The sequence below is a fragment of the Streptomyces daghestanicus genome (assembly GCF_020521275.1).
Classification (GTDB): Bacteria; Actinomycetota; Actinomycetes; order Streptomycetales; family Streptomycetaceae; genus Streptomyces; species Streptomyces griseoviridis.
Genome location: NZ_BNDX01000018.1, coordinates 360,186 through 381,289 on the forward strand (window position 1 = coordinate 360,186; position 21,104 = coordinate 381,289).

Consider the following 21,104-nt stretch of genomic DNA (forward strand, 5'->3'; position numbering starts at 1 on the left):
GCCCCTACCGGGACGCCGCCGCCCCGTCCACCAGGACCACCTCCAGCGTGCGTGGCCCGTGCACGCCCTCGACCCGGTCCAGCTCGATGTCGCTGGTCGCGGAGGGCCCCGAGATCCACGTCGACGGGCGGAGGGGATCGAGGCGTTCCAGGGCCTGCGGCACGGACGCGACGACCTGCTCGGGCACCCGGACGACACAGATGTGGTGGTCCGGCACGAGCGTGATGCGCCGGCGCCCCTGGTCGGGCGAGCCGTCCAGCACGATGGTGCCGGTCTCGGCGACGGCGACCGCGCACGCCGTGACCACGCTGTCCACGCGGTCGAGCGCGGCGGCGGTGTCCTCGGCGCGGTCCGGGACCCGGGTGACGTCCGTGTCCGCGAGCCACGCCTCCTCCAGCCCCGGCGGCACGGCCACCGACGCCGCCCCCCGCTCCCGCAGCAACCCCGCGATCACCGAAGGGAGCCCGTCCTCGTCGCACCGGTGCACGACCGCCCGGTAGTCCGCCAGGTTCTCCGCGAGCAGCTCCACCGTCTCGGCGACGGTCCGTGTGCCGTGCTCGCGCAGATAGTCCCGCTCCACCGCCCGCTCGTACGGCGCCTCCTCGCGCGGTACGTCGGCCAGGGCGCGCCGCACCCGGCCCAGGATCCGTTCCCTGCTGCTCCGTTCTCTGCTGCTCATTCGGCCGCTCCGTCCTTTCCGCCGCGCGTCCGCTGCCACCAGTCCCGGAACGGTTCCGCCGGCACCCGCGGCAGATCCCGCCCGGCGCTCCACGCCCGGCCCGGTCCGGGCAGGGTGCGCGGGTGGAAGCGGCGGGTGCGCGACGCCATCCGCTGCCCGGCGCGCAGCACGCCGGGACGGGTGAACGCCCACTGCGCGGCCCGCATCGCCGCCCGCTCCGCCGCGTGCCCCTTGGCGGGCCTGAGCACCACCCGGTTGCCCGCGCGGGTCGCCGGGCCGCCCTGCACCACCCGCTCCCGCAGGTGCACCAGCACCTCGGGGATGTCGATGGCCACCGGGCACACCTCGTAGCAGGCGCCGCACAGTGAGGAGGCGTACGGCAGGGAGGCGTCGATCTCGCTGTCCGTGCCGCGCAGCTGCGGGCTCAGGATCGCCCCGATCGGGCCGGGGTACACCGACCCGTAGGCGTGGCCGCCCGCCCGCTCGTACACCGGGCAGACGTTCAGGCACGCCGAGCAGCGGATGCAGCGCAGCGCCTGGCGGCCGACCTCGTCGGCGAGGGTGTCGGTGCGGCCGTTGTCGAGCAGGACCAGGTGGAAGACGCGGGGGCCGTCACCGTCCGTGGTGCCGGTCCAGGTCGAGGTGTACGGGTTCATCCGCTCGGCGGTGGAGGAGCGGGGGAGGGTCTGCAGGAAGACCTCCAGGTCCCGCCAGGTCGGCACGATCTTCTCGATCCCGACGACCGAGATCAGCGTCTCGGGCAGGGTGAGGCACATCCGTCCGTTGCCCTCGGACTCCACGACCACCAGCGTGCCGGTCTCGGCGACCATGAAGTTGGCGCCGGAGACGCCCACCTTGGCGCGCAGGAACTTCTCCCGCAGGTGCAGCCGGGCCGCCTCCGCCAGCTCGGCGGGCGTGTCCGTGAGGCCCTCGGGCGCCGGGCGGCCCCACTCGCTCATCTCCCGGGTGAAGATCTCCCGGATCTCGCCGCGGTTGCGGTGGATCGCCGGGACCAGGATGTGCGAGGGCCGGTCCTTGCCCAACTGCACGATCAGCTCGGCCAGATCGGTCTCGTAGGCCCGGACGCCCGCCGCCTCCAGGGCCTCGTTCAGGCCGATCTCCTGGGTGGCCATCGACTTGACCTTGACGACCTCCGACTCACCGGTCGCCTTGACCAGATCGGTGACGATCCGGTTGGCCTCCTCGGCGTCGGCGGCCCAGTGGACGACGCCGCCCGCCGCCGTCACCGCCGCCTCCACCTGTTCCAGGTAACGGTCCAGGTGACGCAGCGTGTGGTCCTTGATCCGCTTCCCTGCCTCGCGCAGCTCGGCCCAGTCCTCGACCTCCGCGACGGCCTTGGCCCGCTTGGCCCGGATGGTGTGCGTGGCGTGCCGCAGATTGCCGCGCAGGGTCGTGTCCCGCACCGCCTCGCGCGCGGCTTCCGGAAACGCGGGCATTCCTACGAACGTGCCGCTCATGCCGCCGGTTCCTCCTCCGTGCTCGCCAGGATCTCGGCGATGTGCACCGGCCGCATGCCGGTGCGCAGCCGGGTCATCGTCCCGCCGATGTGCATCAGGCAGGAGTTGTCGGCCGCGCACAGCACCTCCGCGCCGGTCGACTCCGCGTTGCGCACCTTGTCGGTGCCCATCGCCAGCGACACGTCGGAGTTCTTCACGGCGAACGTGCCGCCGAACCCGCAGCACTCTTCCGCGCCCGGCAGTTCCACCAGTTCGAGTCCCTTCACGGCCCGCAGCAGCGTGAGCGGGCGCTCGCCGAGCCCGAGGGAGCGCAGCCCGTGACAGGTGGGGTGGTACGTCACCGTGTGCGGGTAGTACGCCCCTACGTCCGTCACCCCGAGCACGTCCACCAGGAACTCCGTCAGCTCGTACGTCTTCGGCACCACCGGCGCCAGGGTGGCCGCGAGGGTGTCCCCGCGGCCCTCCGCGCGGGCCCGCTCGCCCATCCGCGGGTACAGCTCCCGGACCATCGCCCCGCACGAACCGGACGGCGTCACGATCGCGTCGTACTCCCCGAAGACATCGGAGAAGTGCCGGGCCAGCGGCTCCGCCTCGTGCCGGTAACCGGTGTTGTAGTGCGCCTGCCCGCAGCAGGTCTGGCCGGCCGGGAAGTCCACGTCGACGCCCAGCCTGGTCAGCAGTTTCACCACCGCGCGCCCGGTATCGGGATAGAGCGTGTCGTTGACGCAGGTCAGGAACAAAGCGACACGCATCGCGGCTCCTTGCTGTTGATCATCGGATGAAAAAAGGGTAGTGCGGCGGCCGGGCCCGGGACAGACCCCGTTCACCGCTCGGCGAGCCGGGCCGCGGCGGCCCGCCACCGGGCGGCGCCCCCGCGCGGCTCGTAGCGGACCGGCCGCTGGGTGCGCGCCAGCAGGCCGCGCATCCCTGCCAGGTCACCGACGAGCCCGCCCGCGCGGGCCTGGACGAGGACGTTGCCCAGCGCGGCGGCCTCCGCCGGACCGGCCACCACCGGCAGCCCGCAGGCGTCCGCGGTCAGCTGGCACAGCAGCGCGTTGCGCGCCCCGCCGCCGACCACGTGCACCACGTCCACCGGATGCCCGGCCAGCCGCTGCGCGTCCTCGACGGCCCGTCGGTGGGCCAGCGCGAGCGAGTCCAGGATGCACCGGGTGATCTCGGCGGGCGTGGCCGGCACCGGCTGTCCCGACGCCCGGCACGCCTCGGCGATCCGCTCCGGCATCCGGCCCGGCGCGAGGAACGCCGCGTCCCCCGCGTCCACCACCGACCGCAGCTCCGGCACCTCGCCCGCCGCCCGCAGCAGCGCGCCGAGGTCCGTCTCGCCCCAGGCCCGCAGGCACTCCTGGAGCAGCCAGAGCCCCATGATGTTGCGCAGATAGCGGACCGTGCCGTCGAGCCCCAGCTCATTGGTGAAGTTGGCGGCCCGGCTCTCCTCCGTCAGCACCGGCGCGGTCAGCTCCAGCCCGGCCAGCGACCAGGTGCCGGTGCAGATGTACGCGAACCGCTCGCCGGACGCCGGTACGGCGGCCACCGCGGAGGCGGTGTCGTGCGAGCCGACCGCCGTCACCGGCACCGGCCCGGTCAGTCCGGTCTCCTCCAGCACCTCAGGGCGCAGCACCCCCGCCGGATCGCCGGGCAGCCGCAGCGGCGGGAACAGCTTCAGGTCGATGCCGAGCCGCTCGGCCACCCCGTACGCCCAGTCGCGGGTGCGCGGGTCGACGAGCTGTGTGGTGGAGGCGTTGGTCAGCTCCGTGCCCTGCTCGCCGGTCAGCCAGTACGTGAGCAGGTCCGGGACGAGCAACGCCCGCGCGGCCTGCCCCAGCTGGGCTGCCGACCGGGCGGCGATGAGCTGGTACAGGGTGTTGAACGGCGCGTACTGCAACCCGGTCGCCGCGTACAGCTCGGCGGCCGGCACGGTCGCCCACACCTTCTGGGCGACGCCCTCGGTGCGGGCGTCGCGGTAGTGCACCGGGTTGCCCAGCAGCGCCCCGTCCGCGTCCAGCAGGCCGTAGTCCACCGCCCAGCTGTCCACGCCGACGGACGCGACCTGCCCGGCCGCCCGCAGCCCGTCCAGCACCCCGGCGTACAGCCCGAGGATGTCCCAGCGCAGCCCCTCCGGTACCCGGACCGGCCGGTTGGGGAAGCGGTGCGCCTCGGTCAGCTCCAGGGTGTCGGGGCCGACGCGGCCGACCATGACGCGCCCGCTGGACGCGCCGAGGTCGACCGCGGCGTACGAGGTCACGGACGTGCTCATCGCAGGAAGGCGGCGGCGACGCCGGCGTCGACCGGGACGTGCAGACCGGTGGTGTGGGTCAGGTCACCGCCGGTCAGCGCGAACACGGCGTTCGCCACGTGCTCCGGGAGCACCTCGCGCTTCAGCAGCGTCCGCTGGGCGTAGAACTCGCCCAGCTTCTCCTCCGGCACCCCGTAGACGGCGGCCCGCTTGGCGCCCCAGCCGCCCGCGAAGATGCCCGAACCGCGCACCACGCCGTCGGGGTTGACCCCGTTGACCCGGATGCCGTGCTCGCCCAGCTCGGCGGCGAGCAGGCGCACCTGGTGGGCCTGGTCGGCCTTGGTGGCGGAGTAGGCGATGTTGTTCGGACCGGCGAAGACGGCGTTCTTCGAGGCGATGTAGACGATGTCACCGCCCAGTTCCTGCGCGATCATCACCCGGGCCGCCTCCCGCGACACCAGGAACGACCCGCGGGCCATGATGTCGTGCTGGAGGTCCCAGTCCCTGGCCGAGGTCTCCAGGAGCGGCTTGGAGATGGAGATACCGGCGTTGTTCACCACCAGGTCGACCCCGCCGAACGCCAGCACCGCCTCCCGGAACGAGGCGGCGATCTGCTCCTCGTCGGTCACGTCGACGGTCACCGCGACGGCCTGGTCCGGCCCGCCCAGTTCCCTGGCCACCTGGGCGGCGTTGTCCCCGTTCAGGTCGGCCACGACGACACAGGCGCCCTCGGCCACCAGCCGCTGTGCGATCGCCCTGCCGATGCCGCTGCCCGCGCCGGTCACCAGCGCCACCCGGGTCGCCAGCGGCTTGGGCTTCGGCATCCGCTGGAGCTTGGCCTCCTCCAGCGCCCAGTACTCGATGCGGAACTTCTCCGACTCCTCGATCGGCGCGTACGCCGAGACCGCCTCCGCGCCCCGCATCACATTGATCGCGTTGACGTAGAACTCGCCCGCCACGCGCGCGGTCTGCTTGTCCTTGCCGAAGGAGAACATGCCCACGCCCGGCACCAGCACGATCGCCGGGTCGGCGCCGCGCATCGCGGGGGAGTCCGGCGAGGCGTGCCGCCGGTAGTAGGCGGCGTACTCCTCGCGGTACCGGCCGTGCAGCTCCTTCAGCCGCGCGATCGCCTCCTCCAGCGGCGCGTCCGGCGCCACGTCGAGGACGAGCGGGCGGACCTTGGTGCGCAGGAAGTGGTCCGGGCAGGAGGTGCCCAGCGCCGCCAGCCGCGGGTGCTCGGCGCGGGAGAGGAAGTCCAGCACCACGTCGGCGTCGGTGAAGTGCCCGACCTGCGGCCGGTCCTGGGAGGCGACGGCCCGGACGTACGGCGCGAGGGCCGCGGCCCGCCGGCGCCGCTCGGCCTCGGGCAGCGGCGCGTACTCCTCGACCACCGGCCCGAACGGCTCCGCCTTGCCCCGCTCCGCCAGGAACGTCTCGGCGGTGCGGATGATGTGCAGCGAGTTGCGCTCGCACTCCTCGCTGGTGTCGCCCCAGGCGGTGATGCCATGCCCGCCCAGCACACAGCCGATGGCCTGCGGGTTGGCCTCCTTCACCGCCGCGATGTCCAGCCCGAGCTGGAAGCCGGGCCGGCGCCACGGCACCCACACCACGGTGTCGCCGAAGCACTCGGCGGTCAGCTTCTCGCCGTCCGCCGCACAGGCCAGCGCGATACCGGAGTCGGGGTGCAGGTGGTCCACGTGCGCGGCCTCGACCAGCCCGTGCATGGCGGTGTCGATGGACGGGGCGGCCCCGCCCTTGCCGTGCAGGCAGTAGTCGAACGCGGCGACCATCTCGTCCTCGCGCTCGACCCCCGGGTAGACGTCCTTGAGCGCCCGCATCCGGTCCAGCCGCAGCACCGCGAGCCCCGCCTCGGTCAGCGTCCCGAGGTCGCCCCCCGACCCCTTGACCCACATCAGCTCCACGTCACCCCCGGTGACGGGATCGGTCTCGGTGCCTTTGGCGGAGGCGTTGCCTCCCGCGTAGTTGGTGTTGCGGGGATCGGAACCGAGCCGGTGGGAACGAGCGATCAGTGCGGCGGCTTCGGGGTGGGATGCCATGCTGTCCAGTCCTTTTCGAAACGAGGGATGAGTGAATCAGGGGCGCGGGGACCTGCGCGGCCAGCCACGACCGGCCCGCAGCCCGCGGAACGACAGAATCCGGCGATCGCCTACGCGCCCCACCCCGCCTGCTCCCCGCCGACCCGCTCGGCGACGACCTTCTCGGCCCATCCGGAGGCCCGGTACGCCTTCAACGGCTCGGGGTCCAGCCCCATCTCCTCACGCACCTCACGCAGCAACGGCCGCACATCCGTGTTGTACGCGTCCATCACCACCGCGTTGGCCTCCAGCACATCCCCCGAGGCCTGCGCCGCGGCGAGCGCGTCCCGGTCCACCAGCAGCGCCTTCGCCGTCGCCTCCTGGACGTTCATCACCGACCGGATGATCGCCGGGATCTTCGCCTCGATGTTGTGGCACTGGTCCAGCATGAACGCCACATCCGCCGAGAACCCCCCGCCCCGCACCACCTCGTACATGATCCGGAACAGCTGGAACGGGTCGGCCGCCCCGACCATCAGGTCGTCGTCCGCGTAGAACCGCGAGTTGAAGTCGAACCCGCCGAGCTTCCCCTCCCGCAGCAGCGTCGCGACGATGAACTCGATGTTGGTGCCCGGCGCGTGGTGCCCGGTGTCGACCACGACCTGCGCCTTGTCGCCGAGCTTGAGGCAGTGCGCGTACGCCGTGCCCCAGTCCGGGACGTCCGTTGCGTAGAACGCCGGCTCGAAGAACTTGTACTCCAGCAGCATCCGCTGGTCGTCGCCGAGCCGCTCGTACACCTGCGCCAGCGCCTCGGCCAGCCGGTCCTGCCGCCCCCGCAGATCATCCTGGCCGGGATAGTTGGTGCCGTCGGCGAACCACAGCTTCAGGTCCTTGGAACCCGTCGCGTCCATGATGTCCACGCACTCCAGCAGATGGCCCACCGCCTTGCGGCGCACCGCCGGGTCCGGGTGGCAGACACTGCCCAGCTTGTAGTCGTCGTCCTGGAAGGTGTTGGAGTTGATCGCCCCGACCCGCACGCCCCGCTTCTCGGCGTACTCGGCCAGCGCGGCGTAGTCGTCGACCCGGTCCCACGGGATGTGCAGCGCGACGGTCGGCGCCACCCCGGTGAACTCGTGCACCTTCGCGGCGTCGTCGAGCTTCTCGAACGGGGAGCGGGGCACACCGGCCTGCGCGAACACCTTGAACCGGGTGCCCGAGTTCCCGTACGCCCACGACGGCGTCTCGACTGCCTGCGTCTTCAGCGCGGCCTTCACCGCGGCGAGCTCGGTCACGTCGGCTCCTGATGTCGGGTCGCACCGTCCCTGCGTACGACCATGGGTGAAACGATTCAGAACGCGAAGCTATGAGGCCGCCGAAGGGGTGTCAAGCCTTCTGGGCGACCGGACTCGCCGTGATCCTGTCGTGACCTTTGAGTATCGAAAGTTTTTCGACCCGGACCCATTGACGTGACATGCCCCACCTGCCTAACGTCCCGGCAACCCAGTTGAAACCTTTCACGACGCCGTGAGGGCCGTCCCGCCGGCGTCGTCGAGGAGCCCCCATGACCCACCCGTCCGATACGGGTCCGGCCCCGGTTCTCGCCCTGAGGGACGTGTCCAAGTCCTTCGGCGCGGTCCGCGCCCTGCGGGACGTCTCCCTGGAGCTGTTCCCCGGGGAGGTGCATGCCCTCGCCGGTGAGAACGGCGCGGGCAAGTCGACCCTCATCAAGACGCTCGCCGGAGTGCACCGTCCCGACGCCGGCCAGGTGCTGCTCGACGGTGAACCCGTCGTCTTCCACGGCCCCGGCGACGCCCGCGATGCCGGCATCGCCGTCATCTACCAGGAGCCGACCCTTTTCCCCGACCTGTCGATCGCCGAGAACATCTTCATGGGCCGCCAGCCGCGGCGCGCCCTCGGCCGGATCGACCACAAGGCCACCCACTCCGTCACGGCCGACCTGATGCGCCGCCTCGGCGTCGACCTCGACCCCGACCGTCCGGCGCGCGGCCTGTCCATCGCCGACCAGCAGATCGTGGAGATCGCCAAGGCGCTCTCCTTCGACGCCCGGGTCCTGATCATGGACGAGCCGACCGCCGCCCTCACCGGCAGCGAGGTGGCCCGCCTCTTCGGCGTCGTCCGCGCCCTGCGCGAAGAGGGCGCCGCGGTGCTGTTCATCTCCCACCGCCTGGAGGAGATCTTCCAGATCTGCCGGCGGGTGACCACCCTGCGCGACGGCGCCTGGATCTCCAGCGAACTCCTCGACGGCATGACCGAGGACGACCTGGTCCGCCGGATGGTCGGCCGCGATCTGGACGAGCTGTACCCCAAGCAGGAGGTCACCCCCGGCGAGGTGGCGCTCAGCGTCCGCCGGCTGACCCGCGAGGGCGTCTTCACCGACGTCTCCTTCGAGGTGCGGCGCGGCGAGATCGTGGGCCTGGCCGGACTGGTCGGCGCCGGCCGCACCGAGGTCGCCCGCGCGGTGTTCGGCGTGGACCGCTGGGACGCCGGGGAGGTCGAGGTCGACGGCCAAGCGCTGGTCAACGGCGCCCCGTCCACCGCGATGGCCGCGGGGCTCGCCCTGGTTCCCGAGGACCGGCGCGCCCAGGGCCTGGTGATGGACATGTCCATCGAGCGGAACATCGGCCTCACCGGACTCCGCACCACCGTGAAGGCCGGTCTGGTGGACCGCGGCGCCGAACGCAGCCGCAGCCTCGACTGGGCGGTCAGGCTCCAGGTCAAGTACGCCAGGATCGCGGACGCCGTGGGCACCCTGTCCGGCGGCAACCAGCAGAAGGTCGTCCTCGCCAAGTGGCTCGCCACCGGCCCCAAGGTGCTGATCGTCGACGAGCCCACCCGCGGCATCGACGTCGGTACCAAGGCCGAGGTGCACCGGCTGCTCAGCCAGTTGGCCGCCGACGGCGTCGCCGTCCTGATGATCTCCTCCGACCTGCCGGAGGTGCTCGGCATGGCCGACCGGGTGCTCGTGATGCACGAGGGCCGGCTGACCGCCGAGATCCCCCGCGCCGAAGCCACCGAGGAGACCGTGATGGCCGCAGCCACCGGGAGGGCCGCAGCATGACCACCACCGCAAGGGCCGCCGCCCCGGTGACCCCGCGTACGGGCGGCAGGGCCGCGCCGCCGTCCCCGCGCGGCGCCGGGCGGGCCGCCGCCCCCCGGTCCGCGCGCACCGCGGGCCGCGCCCGCCGTACGACCCCGATCGGAAGGGCCGCCGCCCCCGTGTCCCCGCGCTCCACCGGGAGGGCCGCCGCATGACGGTCACCGCTCCCGACAAGGCCCCCGTCGCCGCGCCGCCCAAGGCCGGCGCCACCCGGCTGGTCGACCGCGTCTTCAAGATGCGCGAACTGGCCATCCTGGTCGTCTTCCTGGTGATGATCGCCGTCACCCAGGCGGGCAACAGCGAGTTCCTGTCCGAACAGGGCATCAAGGACCTGCTGCTCAACGCGACCATCCTGGTGCTGGTCGCCACCGGCCAGTCCCTGGTGGTCATCACCCGCAACGTCGACCTGTCGGTCGGCTCCACCCTCGGCATCAGCGCCTTCGCCGCCGGCACCTACCTCCAGGGCGGCGGCAACCCGGTCGTCGCCGTCGCCCTCGCCGTCCTCATGGGCATCGGCTTCGGCCTGCTCAACGGCCTGCTGGTCAGCCTCGGCCAGGTGCCGGCCCTGGTGGTCACCCTCGGCACGCTGTACATCATCCGCGGCATCGACTCCATCTGGGTCGGCTCCCGCCAGATCACCGCGGCCGACCTGCCCGGCGGCTTCGTCGACTTCGGCTCCGGCGGCGTCTCCGCGGTGCCCTGGCTCGCGCTGATCGCGCTGGCGGTCGTGGTGGCGACGGCGTACTACCTCAAGCAGTTCGGCGGCGGGCGCGAGCTGTACGCGCTCGGCTCCAACCCCGAGGCCGCCCGGCTCGCCGGCATCCCGGTCCGCAAGCGCATCCTGGCCGCCTACACCTTCTGCGGCGCGCTGGCCGGCCTCGCGGGCGCCCTGTACCTGGCCCGGTTCGGCAACGTCGACTCCAGCACCGGCAACGGTTACGAACTCACCGTCGTCAGCGCGGTCGTGGTCGGCGGTGTCGTCTTCACCGGCGGCTCCGGCAGCGTCTACGGCGCGGCCCTCGGCGCCATGCTGCTGACCAGCATCAACAGCGTGCTGCCCGCCCTCGGCGTCAGCTCGGTCTGGGTCATGGCGATCAACGGCATCCTGCTCATCCTCGCCATCGCGGTCGACCGGATCGTCGCCCTGCGCCTGGCGACCGCCCTGAAGAAGAGGAACGCCCGCCATGGCTGACTCGTCCCTCTCCCGCGCCGTCCGGTGGGACACCGTCGTCGGCGCCCTCCTCGTCGTGGTCCTGCTGCTGTCCTTCGGCTTCGTCGACGGCTTCGGCAACTCCCTGAACCTGTCCTTCCTGATCGGCAACACCCTGCCGATCGCGCTCATCGCGCTGCCCATGACGCTGCTCGTGGTCGCCGGGGAGATCGACCTCTCCGTCGCCTCCACGGCCGGCCTGTCCGGCGCGGTGATGGGCGCCCTGTGGAACCAGGGCATGACCATCGAGACGATCATCCCGATCTGCCTCGTCCTCGGCGTGCTCTGCGGCCTGGTCAACGGCCTGCTGGTGACCAGGCTCGGGCTGCCCTCGCTCGCCGTCACCATCGGCACCATGGCCGCCTACCGGGGCATCGCGCAGATCGTGCTCGGCTCCGACGCGGTCACCGACTTCCCCTCGCAGTACCTGGACTTCGCGGCCGGCCGGATCGGCGACACCTTCGTCCCGTACGCCCTGCTGCCCTTCCTGGTGCTGCTGGCCATCGCCGTGGTCGCGCTGCACGCCACCCCGTTCGGCCGGGCGCTGTTCGCGATCGGCGCCAGCGAGGAGGCCGCCCGCTTCGCCGGCATCCGGGTCAAGCGGCAGAAGCTGCTGCTGTTCGTCCTCACCGGCCTGCTCTCCTCCCTCACCGGCATCTTCTGGGCCCTGCACTACGCCAGCGCCCGCTACGACAACGCCACCGGCCTGGAGCTCTCCGTCGTCGCCGCCGTGCTGCTCGGCGGCATCGACTTCGACGGCGGCAAGGGCACCCTCGGCGGCGCCGTCGCCGGTGTGTTCCTGCTCGGCGCGCTCCAGAACGTGATGAGCCTCCAGGACGTCTCCGCCCAGTCGCAGATCGTCGTCACCGGCGTCCTGCTCGTCCTCTCCGTGCTCGGCCCCCGGGTCGCACGCCAGATCGCCGTCGCGCGGGCGGGGCGCCGGGCCGCGGCGCCACCACCCCTGCCGAAGACGCCAGCCCCCACGTCGTGAACACCTCCTCCAAGTACTAAGGACCCCGCCATGCGCAAGTCGTCGATCCGCCGTACCTGTGCGGCCCTCGCCGCCGTCACCTCCCTCGCCCTCGCGGTCACCGCCTGCGGCGGCACCACCAAGAAGGACGTCGAGAAGGAAGGCGGTTCCGCCGCCGCGGCGGGGAAGGCCGACCCGAACGCCGCCACCAAGAAGGGCCTGACCGTCGGCTTCCTGCCGAAGCAGGTCAACAACCCGTACTTCACCGTCGCCGACAAGGGCGGCGAGAAGGCCCTGAAGGAACTGGGCTCCACCTACAAGGAGGTCGGCACCTCCAGCGGCACCGACACCGCCGGCCAGGTCTCCTACGTCAACACGCTCACCCAGCAGCAGGTGGACGCGATGGCCGTCTCCGCGCAGGACCCCGGCGCGCTGTGCACGGCCCTGAAGCAGGCCATGCAGAACGACATCAAGGTCGTCACCTACGACTCGGACGCCAACCCCGAGTGCCGCAACGCCTTCATCTCCCAGGCCTCCGCCGACGACCTCGGCCGCACCCAGGTCCAGCTCCTCGCCGAGCAGATCGGCAACAAGGGCGAGATCGCGATCCTGTCCGCCGCGCAGACCGCGACGAACCAGAACGCCTGGATCGAGATCATGAAGGACGAGCTGAAGGACCCCAAGTACAAGGACATCAAGCTGGTCAAGGTCGCCTACGGCGACGACGACGCCCAGAAGTCGTTCCAGCAGACCCAGGGCCTGCTCCAGGAGCACCCCGGCATCAAGGGGATCATCTCCCCGACCACCGTCGGCATCAAGGCCGCCGCCCAGTACCTGTCGGGTTCCAAGTACAAGGGCAAGGTCAAGCTGACCGGCCTCGGCACCCCCAACGACATGCGCAAGTACGTCAAGAACGGCACCGTCGACGAGTTCGAGCTGTGGGACCCGGCGAAGCTCGGCGAGCTGGCCGCCCGCACCGCCGTCGCCCTGGCGTCCGGCCAGATCACCGGCAAGGAAGGCGAGACCTTCAAGGCCGGTGACATGGGCGAGTACACCATCGGCGCGGACGGCGTCATCAGCCTCGGCAAGCCCACCGTGTTCAACGCCGGGAACATCGACCAGTACAACTTCTGACGGCTCGTCAGTAACCGATGGAGGAGCGGTACTTCATGCAGCGCGTCTGTTTCCTGCTCAAGGTCCGCGAGGACCGGATCGCCGAGTACCGCGAACGCCACGCCGCCGTGTGGCCGGAGATGCGGCAGGCTCTCTCGGCCACCGGCTGGCACAACTACTCCCTCTTCCTGAGAGACGACGGCCTGCTCGTCGGCTATCTGGAGACCGACGATTTCGAGGCCGCCCAGGCCGGCATGGCGGCGACCGACGTCAACGCCCGGTGGCAGGCGGAGATGGCGCCCTTCTTCGAGTCCCTCGACGGGGAACGCCCCGACGAGGCGATGAAGCCGCTCACCGAGGTGTTCCACCTCGCCTGACGCGCCCCGCACGCGGCCCCGCGCCGCCGGGGCGGTGACGGTAGTGTGAAGGTCTTCCGGCCACCGCCCCGCGTCCCCAAGCGTTCCCTAGCTCGACCCTGGAGGTCCCTCCCCGATGGCCCAGTCGGTGGGTATCAAGGACGTCGCCCGTGCCGCCGGAGTCTCCGTGGGCACGGTGTCGAACGTCATCAACCGCCCGGACACCGTCGCCACCGAGACCCGGGCGCGCGTGCTGTCCGCGATCGACCGGCTCGGCTACGTCCGCAGCGAGTCCGCGCGCCAGCTGCGCGCCGGACGCAGCCGCATCATGGGCCTGCTCGTCCTCGACATGGGCAACCCCTTCTTCGTCGACCTCGCCCGCGGCGCCGAGCGCGCCGCCCGCGACGCCGGACTCGGCGTGATGGTCTGCAACAGCGCCCAGAATCCCGGCGAGGAGGCCGAGTACCTCTCCCTCTTCGCCGAGCAGCGGGTCCGCGGCGTCCTGCTCACCCCCGCCGAGGCCACCGGCCGCAACATCGAGGCCTTCCGGCGGCACAACATCCCCTTCGTCCTGGTCGACCGGGTCGCCGAGGGCACCACCGAGTGCTCCGTCTCCGTCGACGACATCGCGGGCGGCGCGCTGGCCGTGCGCCACCTCGTCGACGCCGGACACCGCTCCCTCGCGTACGTCAGCGGGCCGCCCGGCCTCAACCAGGTCCGCGACCGCCGCACCGGCGCCCTGCGCGCCCTCACCGAGGCCGGCCTCGGCCCCGACGCGCTGCGCGAACTGCCCACCGAGCGGCTCGACGTCGCCGCCGGCCGGGACGCGGGCGCCCGCCTGCTCGGCCTCGCCGACCGGCCCACCGCCGTCTTCTGCGCCAACGACCTGCTCGCCCTCGGCGTCCTCCAGGCGATGTACGCGGCCGGCGTCCAGGTCCCCGACGACCTCGCCATCGTCGGCTACGACGACATCGAGTTCGCCGCCGCCGCGGCCGTCCCCCTCACCTCCGTACGGCAGCCCGCCCAGACCATGGGCGCCCTCGCCGCCGACCTCCTCCTGGAGGAGACCGAGGCCGAGGCGACGGGCGCCGCGCACGAGCACCGCAAGGTCGTCCTCCAGCCCGAACTGGTGGTGCGGCGCTCCAGCCTCGCCGCCCGCTGACCGTCCGCCCCGCAGGACCTCCCGGTCCCGGGCGCGGCGGCCGGACGACCCTGTGCTGAACTGGGGCACGGCCGGAAAGCCGTCCGTCCGCCCAGGAGACCGGGAGTCCTCGTTGAGCGTCCGCTACCGCCAGCCCGGCGTCGTCCTCACCGACCGCCGCTTCACCGTCCCCCTCGACCACGCCGACCCCGGCGGCGAGACGATCGAGCTGTACGCCCGCGAGGTCGTCGCGAGCGACAAGGCGGACCGCGACCTGCCGTGGCTGCTCTACCTCCAGGGCGGCCCCGGTTTCGGGGCGAACCGTTTCATCGGCAAGCCGGCCTGGCTCGGCCGCGCCCTGAAGGAGTTCCGCGTCCTCCTGCTCGACCAGCGCGGCACCGGCGCCTCCACCCCCGCCAACCGGCAGACCCTCCCGCTGCGCGGCGGCCCCGCCGAGCAGGCCGACTACCTCACCCGGTTCCGCGCCGACTCCATCGTCCGGGACTGCGAGGCGATCCGCCCCCAGGTCACCGGCGGCGCCCCCTGGACCGTCCTCGGCCAGAGCTTCGGCGGCTTCTGCACCGTCGCCTATCTCTCCCTCGCCCCCGAGGGCCTCGCCACCGCCCTGATCACCGGCGGCCTGCCCTCCCTGGACGCCCACGCCGACGACGTCTACCGGGCCGCCTACCCCCGCGTCGAACGCAAGGTCCTCGCCCACTACGCCCGCTACCCGCAGGACGTCGAACGCGCCCGCCGCATCGCCGACCACCTCCTCACCCACGACGTGGTCCTGCCGGGCGGCTACCGGTTCACCGTCGAGGCGTTCCAGTCCCTCGGCATCCTGCTCGGCGGCGGCGAGGGCAGCCACCGCCTGCACTTCCTGCTGGAGGACGCCTTCGTCCGCACCCCCGGCGGCCCCGCACTGTCCGACGCCTTCCAGGAAGAGGTCCAGGGCCTCCTCTCGTTCGCGGCCGCCCCGCTGTACGCGGTGATCCACGAGGCGATCTACGGTCAGGACGCCCGCCCCACCGACTGGTCCGCCGAACGCGTCCGCGCCGAGTTCCCGCGTTTCGACGCCGCCGAGACCCTCGCGGGCGACGGACCGCTGCTGTTCACCGGCGAGACCATCCACCCCTGGATGTTCGACTGCGACCCGGCCCTGCGCCCGCTGCGCGAGACCGCCGCCCTGCTCGCCGCCCGCACCGACTGGACCCCCCTGTACGACCCCGCCCGCCTCGCCGCCAACGAGGTCCCGGCCGCCGCCGCCGTCTACCACGACGACATGTACGTCGACACCGGCCACGCCCTGACCACCGCCCGCGCCATCCGCGGCCTGCGCACCTGGGTCACCGACGAGTTCGAGCACGACGGCGTCCGGGCCGGCGGCCCCCGCGTCCTCGACCGCCTCCTCGCCCTCGCCCGCGACGAGGTCTGATCCCGGGGCGCGCGGCCGGTGCGCCGGACAGGGTGCCGCCGCCGAACTCCCGTCGTCCGCCCGGCGGGCGGCAGCGCGACGACAGGGCCTAAGGTGCGGTGCATGACCGAGCCGATCACCACCCCGCTGAAGCCGGTGCCCGGCGGCCGGTGGCGCGCCCTCGCCGCCGCGGCCCGCCCGGACGACCTGGAGTACGGCTGCTCGGCGGCGATCGCCGTCCGGACCGGTGAGGGCCGCGAGGTCGCCCGCGGGATCTTCCCGGAGCGGGCCGACCGGGGACGGGAACCGTGGAACGGCGGGCGCCGGGGCACCGCCGCCGGTTCCGGCCGTCCCGCCCACGCCGCGGACACCAGGGACCGGCTGGAACACGCGGCCCGCTCCCTGCTCCAACACCGCGTCTGCCCGGAGACCCTGACCGACCAGGACCCCGAGGAGTACGCGCGCGGCTCCCTGCTGCCGGCCACCGCCGCCGAGGTGTTCGACCGGTGAGCGCCGCGGACGGCCCGGAGCGCCTGGCCGACCGGTTCGAGGAGCACCGCGGCCGGCTCCGGGCGGTCGCCTACCGCATGCTCGGCTCGCTGCCCGAGGCGGAGGACGCGGTCCAGGAGGCGTGGCTGCGCCTGCACCGCACCGGCGCCGACGGCATCGACAACCTCGGCGGCTGGCTGACCACCGTCACCGGCCGGATCTGCCTCGACCTGCTGCGCTCCCGCGCCGCCCGCCGCGAGGAGCCGATGAGCGAGGACCCGGGCGCCTTCGTCCCGGACCCGCTGCTCGCCCCGCTGCCGTCCGGTGACCCGGAGCGGGAGGCGCTGCACGCCGACTCGGTGGGCCTGGCCCTGCTGGTGGTCCTGCGGACCCTTGAGCCCGCCGAGCGGCTGGCGTTCGTCCTGCACGACATGTTCGCCGTGCCGTTCGACGCCATCGCCCCGGTCGTGGAGCGCACCCCCGCCGCCACCCGGCAGCTCGCCAGCCGCGCCCGGCGCCGGGTCCGGGCGGCGACCCCCGTCGCCGACCCCGACCTCGGCCGGCAGCGCGCGGCGCTCGACGCCTTCCTGGCCGCGAGCCGCGCCGGTGACTTCGAGGCCCTGGTGGCGGTCCTCCACCCGGACGTGGTGCTGCGGGCGGACGCCGGCGGCCCGCTGTCCCGGCTGGTGCGCGGCGCCCGGACGGTGGGCGAGCAGGCCATGCTGTTCCGTCAGGACGCCGTGCGGGTGCAGCCGGTGCTGGTCAACGGCACGGCCGGGGTGGTGGCCCGGCGCGGCGGACGCCCGTTGTCGGTGCTGACCGCCACCGTCGCCGACGGCCGGATCACCGAGCTGTACATCCTGGCCGACCCCGACCGCCTCTCCCGCCTGGCACTGCCCGCCGCCTGACCGGGGTCGAACGGGCGTTCCGTATGCTGGTCGCATGCGGAACGACCCGGCCGGCGTGCCGTCCCTCGGCGAACTGCGCGGCGACTGCGCCCGGTGCTTCGGCCTGTGCTGCGTCGCCCTGCCGTTCGCCGCCTCGGCGGACTTCGCCCTCGACAAGGAGGCGGGCCGGCCCTGCCCCCACCTCGGCGGTGACGACCGCTGCACCATCCACGCCCGGCTCCGGCCGAGCGGCTTCACCGGCTGCACGGTCTACGACTGCTTCGGCGCCGGGCAGCGGGTCTCCCGGGTCACCTTCGGCGCCGCGGACCGGCGCACGGACGCCATGACCGAGGTCTTCCCGCTCGTCCGGCACCTGCACGAACTGCTCTGGTACCTGACCGAGGCCCTCACCCTGCCGGCCGCCCGCCCGGTCCACGCCGGCCTGCGCCGGATGCGCGAGCGGACGGAGGAACTGGCGGCCGGCACCCCCGGGGAGCTGGCGGCGCTCGACCTGGCGGCACACCGCCGGGAGGCCGACGGCCTGCTGACCCGGGCCAGCAGGCTGGCCCGGGCCGCGGTGCGCGGCCCGCGGCAGGACCGCCGCCGCGCCGACCTGCTCGGCGCCCGGCTGCGCGGCGCCGACCTGCGGGGCGCTGACCTGCGCGGTGCCTGCCTCATCGCCGCCGACCTCACCGGCGCCGATCTGCGCGGCGCGGACCTGATCGGCGCGGACCTCAGGGACACCGACCTGACCGACGCGGACCTCACCGGCGCGTTCTTCCTGACCCAGCCTCAGGTGACGGCGGCACGGGGGAGCGCCGGCACCCGGCTGCCGGGGTCAGTCAGCCGCCCGGCGCACTGGACAGCGGGCCTCTGACACCTCGGGCTCCCGGGCCGGCGCGGGCACCGCCGGCCCCCGGTCCGCGCCGGTCCGCCGCCGCTCCGGGAGCAGCCGCAGCCCCTCCGGCATCAGCGTCAGCCGCTCGGTCACCCGCAGCCGGTAACGGGGGTCCGGCCGCAGGTCGTAGCGGCGCAGCAGCAGCCCGAGGACCAGCGTCGCCTCGTGCAGCGCGAACTGCCGCCCGATGCAGGCCCGCGCGCCCGTCCCGAACGGTTTGAAGGTGTGCGGTGCCCGGGACCGTACCGCCGCCGCCTCGAAGCGGTCCGGGTCGAACCGCCCGGCGTCCGGACCCCAGACCTCCGGATCGCGGTGCAGCATCGGCGTGAGGACCAGTGCCCAGGCACCCCGCCGCATCGGATGGACCCCGCCGAGGACCGTGTCGGCGCGGGCCTCCCGGGCGAAGGCGGGTGCGGTCGGCCACAGCCGCAGCGACTCGTCCAGGACCCGGCGGACGTACCGCAGCCTGGCCACCTGCTCGTAGCCCGGCGTCGCCGCGTCGCCCCAGACCCGGTCCACCTCGGCGCGGGCGCGGGCGGCGGCCTCGGGGTGCCGGGAGAGGTAGTGCAGGGCGAACGAGAGCGCCCCCGAGGTCGTCTCGTGCCCGGCGACCAGGAAGGTGATGACCTGGCGGCGCACGTTCTCCGCCGAGAGCCGTTCCCCGGTGACGGGGTGCGCGGTCTCCAGCATCCGGTCGAGCAGGTCCCCCTCGCCCGGTCCGGACCGGCGGCGGGCGCTCACCAGGTCGTCGACGGTGCGGTCGAGGTAGGCGATGTCCGCGGTGTTGCGTCGGTTCGCGCGGCGCAGCAGCCACGGGGTGAGCGCGGCGGGCACGGTGTTGCGGCGCTGTGCGAAGGTGAGGGTGCCGACCATCGCGGTCACGAAGGGATGCGGCCGGGCCCGTTCGAAGGACCCGAAGTCATGGCCGAAGCCGGTGCGCGCGATCGTCTCCAGCGTCAGCTTGGTCATGTCGCCGGGCACGTCGACCGTCCGCCCCGCCGCCTCCGCCCGGTCCCAGTGGGCGATCAGCCGCTCCGCCACGTCCAGCATCATCGGGTGGTAGCCCGCCATGGCCTCGCGGCTGAACCCGGGGGCGAGCACGTCGTGCGCGAGCTGCCAGTTCGGTTCGTGGTTGTACGCCGTGAACAGCCCGTCCCCGGCGACCGGGCGCAGATTGGCGATCCCCAGGCCGACGTGCTTGGCGAACCGCTCCTCGTCCGCCAGGTCCGCGGCGAAGGCCCCGCCCCACACGAAGACGAACTCCTTGCCGAAGGCCCGCCGCCGGAAGACCGGCCCCAGCCGCTCAGCCTGCCGCATGGTGTCCTGGAGGGGGGTGCGCGGGCTGCTGCCGAGCACGTCCCCGAGGAGCGGGAGCCGGCCCGGCGGACGCGGTATTCGCCTCAGCTCGGGCCAGCCCGTCTCGGCACTGCGGAACCCTTTCGGCAGTCCGTTCCTGCTCTCCGCCATGACGCGATCTCCGTTGTACGTGGGCGTGTTGTGCGGGCCTGTCGCGCGGGATGTGCCGTACGCGGCCCCTGGGGCGCGCGAGCGTGTTGTACGTGGGTTCAATAGCGCGCCTCAGTGTCGTCCCGTTGCCGAATCGGCGTCAAGTAAAGTGCCGCCATGGCCGCCAACCAGGGGGAGCGCACCCGCCGCCGGCTCAGCACCGGCGAGCGCCGGGAGCAACTGCTCTCGGTGGGGGCGCGGTTGTTCTCGGAGAGCCCCTACGACGACGTGTGGATCGAACGCGTCGCCGAGATCGCGGGTGTCTCCCGGGGGCTGCTCTACCACTATTTCCCGACCAAGCGGGACTTCTTCGCGGCGGTCGTGGAGCGCGAGGGCGAGCGCATGCTGCGGATGACCGCGGCCGTGCCCGGCGCCCCGGTGCGCGAGCAGCTCGCCGCCGGTCTCGACGCCTACCTCGGCCATGCCCACGCCCACGCCCACGGCTACCGGGCCTTCCACCGGGCCGAGGCCGCCGGGGACCCCGTGGTGCGCCGCGTGCACGGGCAGGTGATGGCCGCCGAGGAGCGGCAGATCCTGGCCGCGCTCGCCGCCGACCCGGGGTTCGGCCCGGCGGTCGCCGAGCGGCCCGACGTACGGCTCGCGGTACGGGGCTGGCTGGCGTTCACCACCGCCATCTGCCTGGAGTGGCTGCGCGAGGGGGAGCCGTCCCGCGCGGAGGTGCGCGACCTGTGCGCCCGCGCGCTGTTCGGCGCCCTGGCGCCCTGAAGGTCCGGTGAAGATGAGGTCCGATGGTTTGCGCGCGCCCCGATCTTCGGTAGGTTAGGCAAGGCTTACCTAAGGAGGATGGGATGGCAGAGAGCCAGACCTGGACGGCCGCGCCCGCCGCGCCCGAGCGTGCCCGGTCGATGCTCGCCACCGCGTGGTCCTGCGCGGTGACCGCGGAGGGCGGGCGCGAGGAGTTCGTCGGCGCGCACACCGTGGCCGACGACGGCCGGGTGCTGCTCCAGGTGCCCGAGGACAGCGCCCTGCTCGGAGCGGCGATCTGCGCGCCCCGGGGTGAGCCGTCGGCGGTCCTGGAGTTCGCCGACGTGGCACCCGTCCCGGTCCGCGGCCGTATCCGGGCCCGGCTGTGGATGGCCGGCCGGCTCGCCGTCGAGGACGGGTACCTCGCGTTCCACCCCACGCGGCTGGTGCTGCGGGGTCCGTCCGGCTCCGTGGTGATCGACCCGGCGGAGTTCGCCGCCGCCGCGCCCGACCCGCTGGCCACGGCCGAGGCCCGGCTGCTGACCCACCTCGCCGACTGCCACGGCGACGCGGTGGAGCGGCTCACCCGGCTCGTCGACGCCGGCAGCCTGCACGGGGTCGTCCGGGTCCGGCCGCTCGCCGTCGACCGGCACGGACTGACCCTGCGCATCGAGCGGACCGGCGGCCACGGCGACGTACGCCTGCCGTTCCACGCCCCCGCCGACGACGTCTCGCAGCTCACCGAGCGGATGCACGTCCTGCTCGCCCGGGCGAGCGCCGCCGCCTGCCCCCGGGCGCTGCACCGGCACCGCACGGACGGCGAGGGCTGAGCCGGACGGCCCGCCCCCGGCCC

19 protein-coding genes are annotated in these 21,104 nt (G+C 73.3%); 12 read left to right on the forward strand and 7 right to left on the reverse strand.

What is annotated here, in order from left to right; all coding sequences use genetic code 11:
• Window positions 1-4 precede the first annotated feature (4 nt).
• The 6 genes from Sdagh_RS34050 to rhaI form a co-directional block, all read right to left on the reverse strand.
• On the reverse strand, window positions 5-679 hold the full coding sequence (locus tag Sdagh_RS34050) for a LutC/YkgG family protein (RefSeq protein ID WP_189414074.1): 675 nt from the start codon (window positions 677-679) through the stop codon (window positions 5-7).
• A complete protein-coding gene (locus Sdagh_RS34055) occupies window positions 676-2,157 on the reverse strand; it encodes a LutB/LldF family L-lactate oxidation iron-sulfur protein (RefSeq protein WP_190076456.1) in 1,482 nt (493 codons plus the stop codon). The genes Sdagh_RS34050 and Sdagh_RS34055 overlap by 4 nt, the downstream gene beginning before the upstream one ends.
• Window positions 2,154-2,909, reverse strand: coding sequence for a (Fe-S)-binding protein (locus Sdagh_RS34060; RefSeq protein ID WP_189414076.1), 756 nt, complete (start codon window positions 2,907-2,909; stop codon window positions 2,154-2,156). Before Sdagh_RS34060 ends, Sdagh_RS34055 begins: the two co-directional genes overlap by 4 nt.
• Before the next feature lie 71 nt (window positions 2,910-2,980).
• Entirely contained in the window at window positions 2,981-4,429 is a 1,449-nt protein-coding gene (locus Sdagh_RS34065; RefSeq protein ID WP_190076457.1) for a rhamnulokinase, read from the reverse strand.
• Window positions 4,426-6,465 (reverse strand): bifunctional aldolase/short-chain dehydrogenase, encoded by a 2,040-nt coding sequence (locus Sdagh_RS34070; protein WP_190076458.1) that lies wholly within the window; start codon window positions 6,463-6,465, stop codon window positions 4,426-4,428. The genes Sdagh_RS34065 and Sdagh_RS34070 overlap by 4 nt, the downstream gene beginning before the upstream one ends.
• 110 nt (window positions 6,466-6,575) lie before the next feature.
• Complete coding sequence (gene rhaI / locus Sdagh_RS34075; RefSeq protein WP_190076459.1) at window positions 6,576-7,736, reverse strand: L-rhamnose isomerase; 1,161 nt, start codon at window positions 7,734-7,736, stop codon at window positions 6,576-6,578.
• A 269-nt stretch (window positions 7,737-8,005) separates the two neighbouring features.
• Between rhaI and Sdagh_RS34080 the strand changes: the two genes are divergently transcribed.
• The 10 genes from Sdagh_RS34080 (at window position 8,006) to Sdagh_RS34125 (ending at window position 18,019) form a co-directional block, all read left to right on the forward strand.
• On the forward strand, window positions 8,006-9,523 hold the full coding sequence (locus tag Sdagh_RS34080; RefSeq protein ID WP_189414080.1) for a sugar ABC transporter ATP-binding protein: 1,518 nt from the start codon (window positions 8,006-8,008) through the stop codon (window positions 9,521-9,523).
• A gap of 190 nt (window positions 9,524-9,713) precedes the next feature.
• The gene (locus Sdagh_RS34085; protein ID WP_189414081.1) at window positions 9,714-10,754 is read left to right on the forward strand and encodes an ABC transporter permease; all 1,041 of its coding nucleotides are present in this window, start codon (window positions 9,714-9,716) and stop codon (window positions 10,752-10,754) included.
• A complete protein-coding gene (locus tag Sdagh_RS34090) occupies window positions 10,747-11,763 on the forward strand; it encodes an ABC transporter permease (protein ID WP_189414082.1) in 1,017 nt (338 codons plus the stop codon). The genes Sdagh_RS34085 and Sdagh_RS34090 overlap by 8 nt, the downstream gene beginning before the upstream one ends.
• Window positions 11,764-11,793: 30 nt before the next feature.
• Window positions 11,794-12,876 carry a rhamnose ABC transporter substrate-binding protein gene (rhaS, locus tag Sdagh_RS34095; RefSeq protein WP_189414083.1) on the forward strand — a complete coding sequence of 361 codons (1,083 nt, stop codon included), beginning with the start codon at window positions 11,794-11,796 and terminating at the stop codon, window positions 12,874-12,876.
• A 35-nt stretch (window positions 12,877-12,911) separates the two neighbouring features.
• On the forward strand, window positions 12,912-13,232 hold the full coding sequence (locus Sdagh_RS34100) for an L-rhamnose mutarotase (protein ID WP_189414084.1): 321 nt from the start codon (window positions 12,912-12,914) through the stop codon (window positions 13,230-13,232).
• A 115-nt stretch (window positions 13,233-13,347) separates the two neighbouring features.
• Window positions 13,348-14,373, forward strand: a complete 1,026-nt coding sequence (locus Sdagh_RS34105) for a LacI family DNA-binding transcriptional regulator (RefSeq protein ID WP_189414085.1) — start codon at window positions 13,348-13,350, stop codon at window positions 14,371-14,373.
• Between the two features lie 112 nt (window positions 14,374-14,485).
• Window positions 14,486-15,787: an alpha/beta fold hydrolase gene (locus tag Sdagh_RS34110; protein ID WP_189414086.1), complete on the forward strand. Its 1,302-nt coding sequence runs from the start codon at window positions 14,486-14,488 to the stop codon at window positions 15,785-15,787.
• Between the two features lie 102 nt (window positions 15,788-15,889).
• Window positions 15,890-16,276, forward strand: a complete 387-nt coding sequence (locus tag Sdagh_RS34115) for a hypothetical protein (RefSeq protein WP_190076460.1) — start codon at window positions 15,890-15,892, stop codon at window positions 16,274-16,276.
• On the forward strand, window positions 16,273-17,163 hold the full coding sequence (locus Sdagh_RS34120; protein ID WP_189414088.1) for a sigma-70 family RNA polymerase sigma factor: 891 nt from the start codon (window positions 16,273-16,275) through the stop codon (window positions 17,161-17,163). The genes Sdagh_RS34115 and Sdagh_RS34120 overlap by 4 nt, the downstream gene beginning before the upstream one ends.
• Before the next feature lie 34 nt (window positions 17,164-17,197).
• On the forward strand, window positions 17,198-18,019 hold the full coding sequence (locus tag Sdagh_RS34125) for a pentapeptide repeat-containing protein (RefSeq protein WP_189414089.1): 822 nt from the start codon (window positions 17,198-17,200) through the stop codon (window positions 18,017-18,019).
• On the opposite strand, the gene Sdagh_RS34130 is transcribed toward Sdagh_RS34125, so the two are convergent.
• Window positions 17,981-19,507, reverse strand: coding sequence for a cytochrome P450 (locus Sdagh_RS34130; RefSeq protein WP_189414090.1), 1,527 nt, complete (start codon window positions 19,505-19,507; stop codon window positions 17,981-17,983). The genes Sdagh_RS34125 and Sdagh_RS34130 overlap by 39 nt on opposite strands.
• A 156-nt stretch (window positions 19,508-19,663) precedes the next feature.
• Between Sdagh_RS34130 and Sdagh_RS34135 the strand changes: the two genes are divergently transcribed.
• Entirely contained in the window at window positions 19,664-20,272 is a 609-nt protein-coding gene (locus Sdagh_RS34135; RefSeq protein ID WP_189414091.1) for a TetR/AcrR family transcriptional regulator, read from the forward strand.
• 83 nt (window positions 20,273-20,355) lie between these two features.
• Entirely contained in the window at window positions 20,356-21,081 is a 726-nt protein-coding gene (locus Sdagh_RS34140) for a DUF2470 domain-containing protein (RefSeq protein WP_189414092.1), read from the forward strand.
• Window positions 21,082-21,104: the final 23 nt, after the last annotated feature.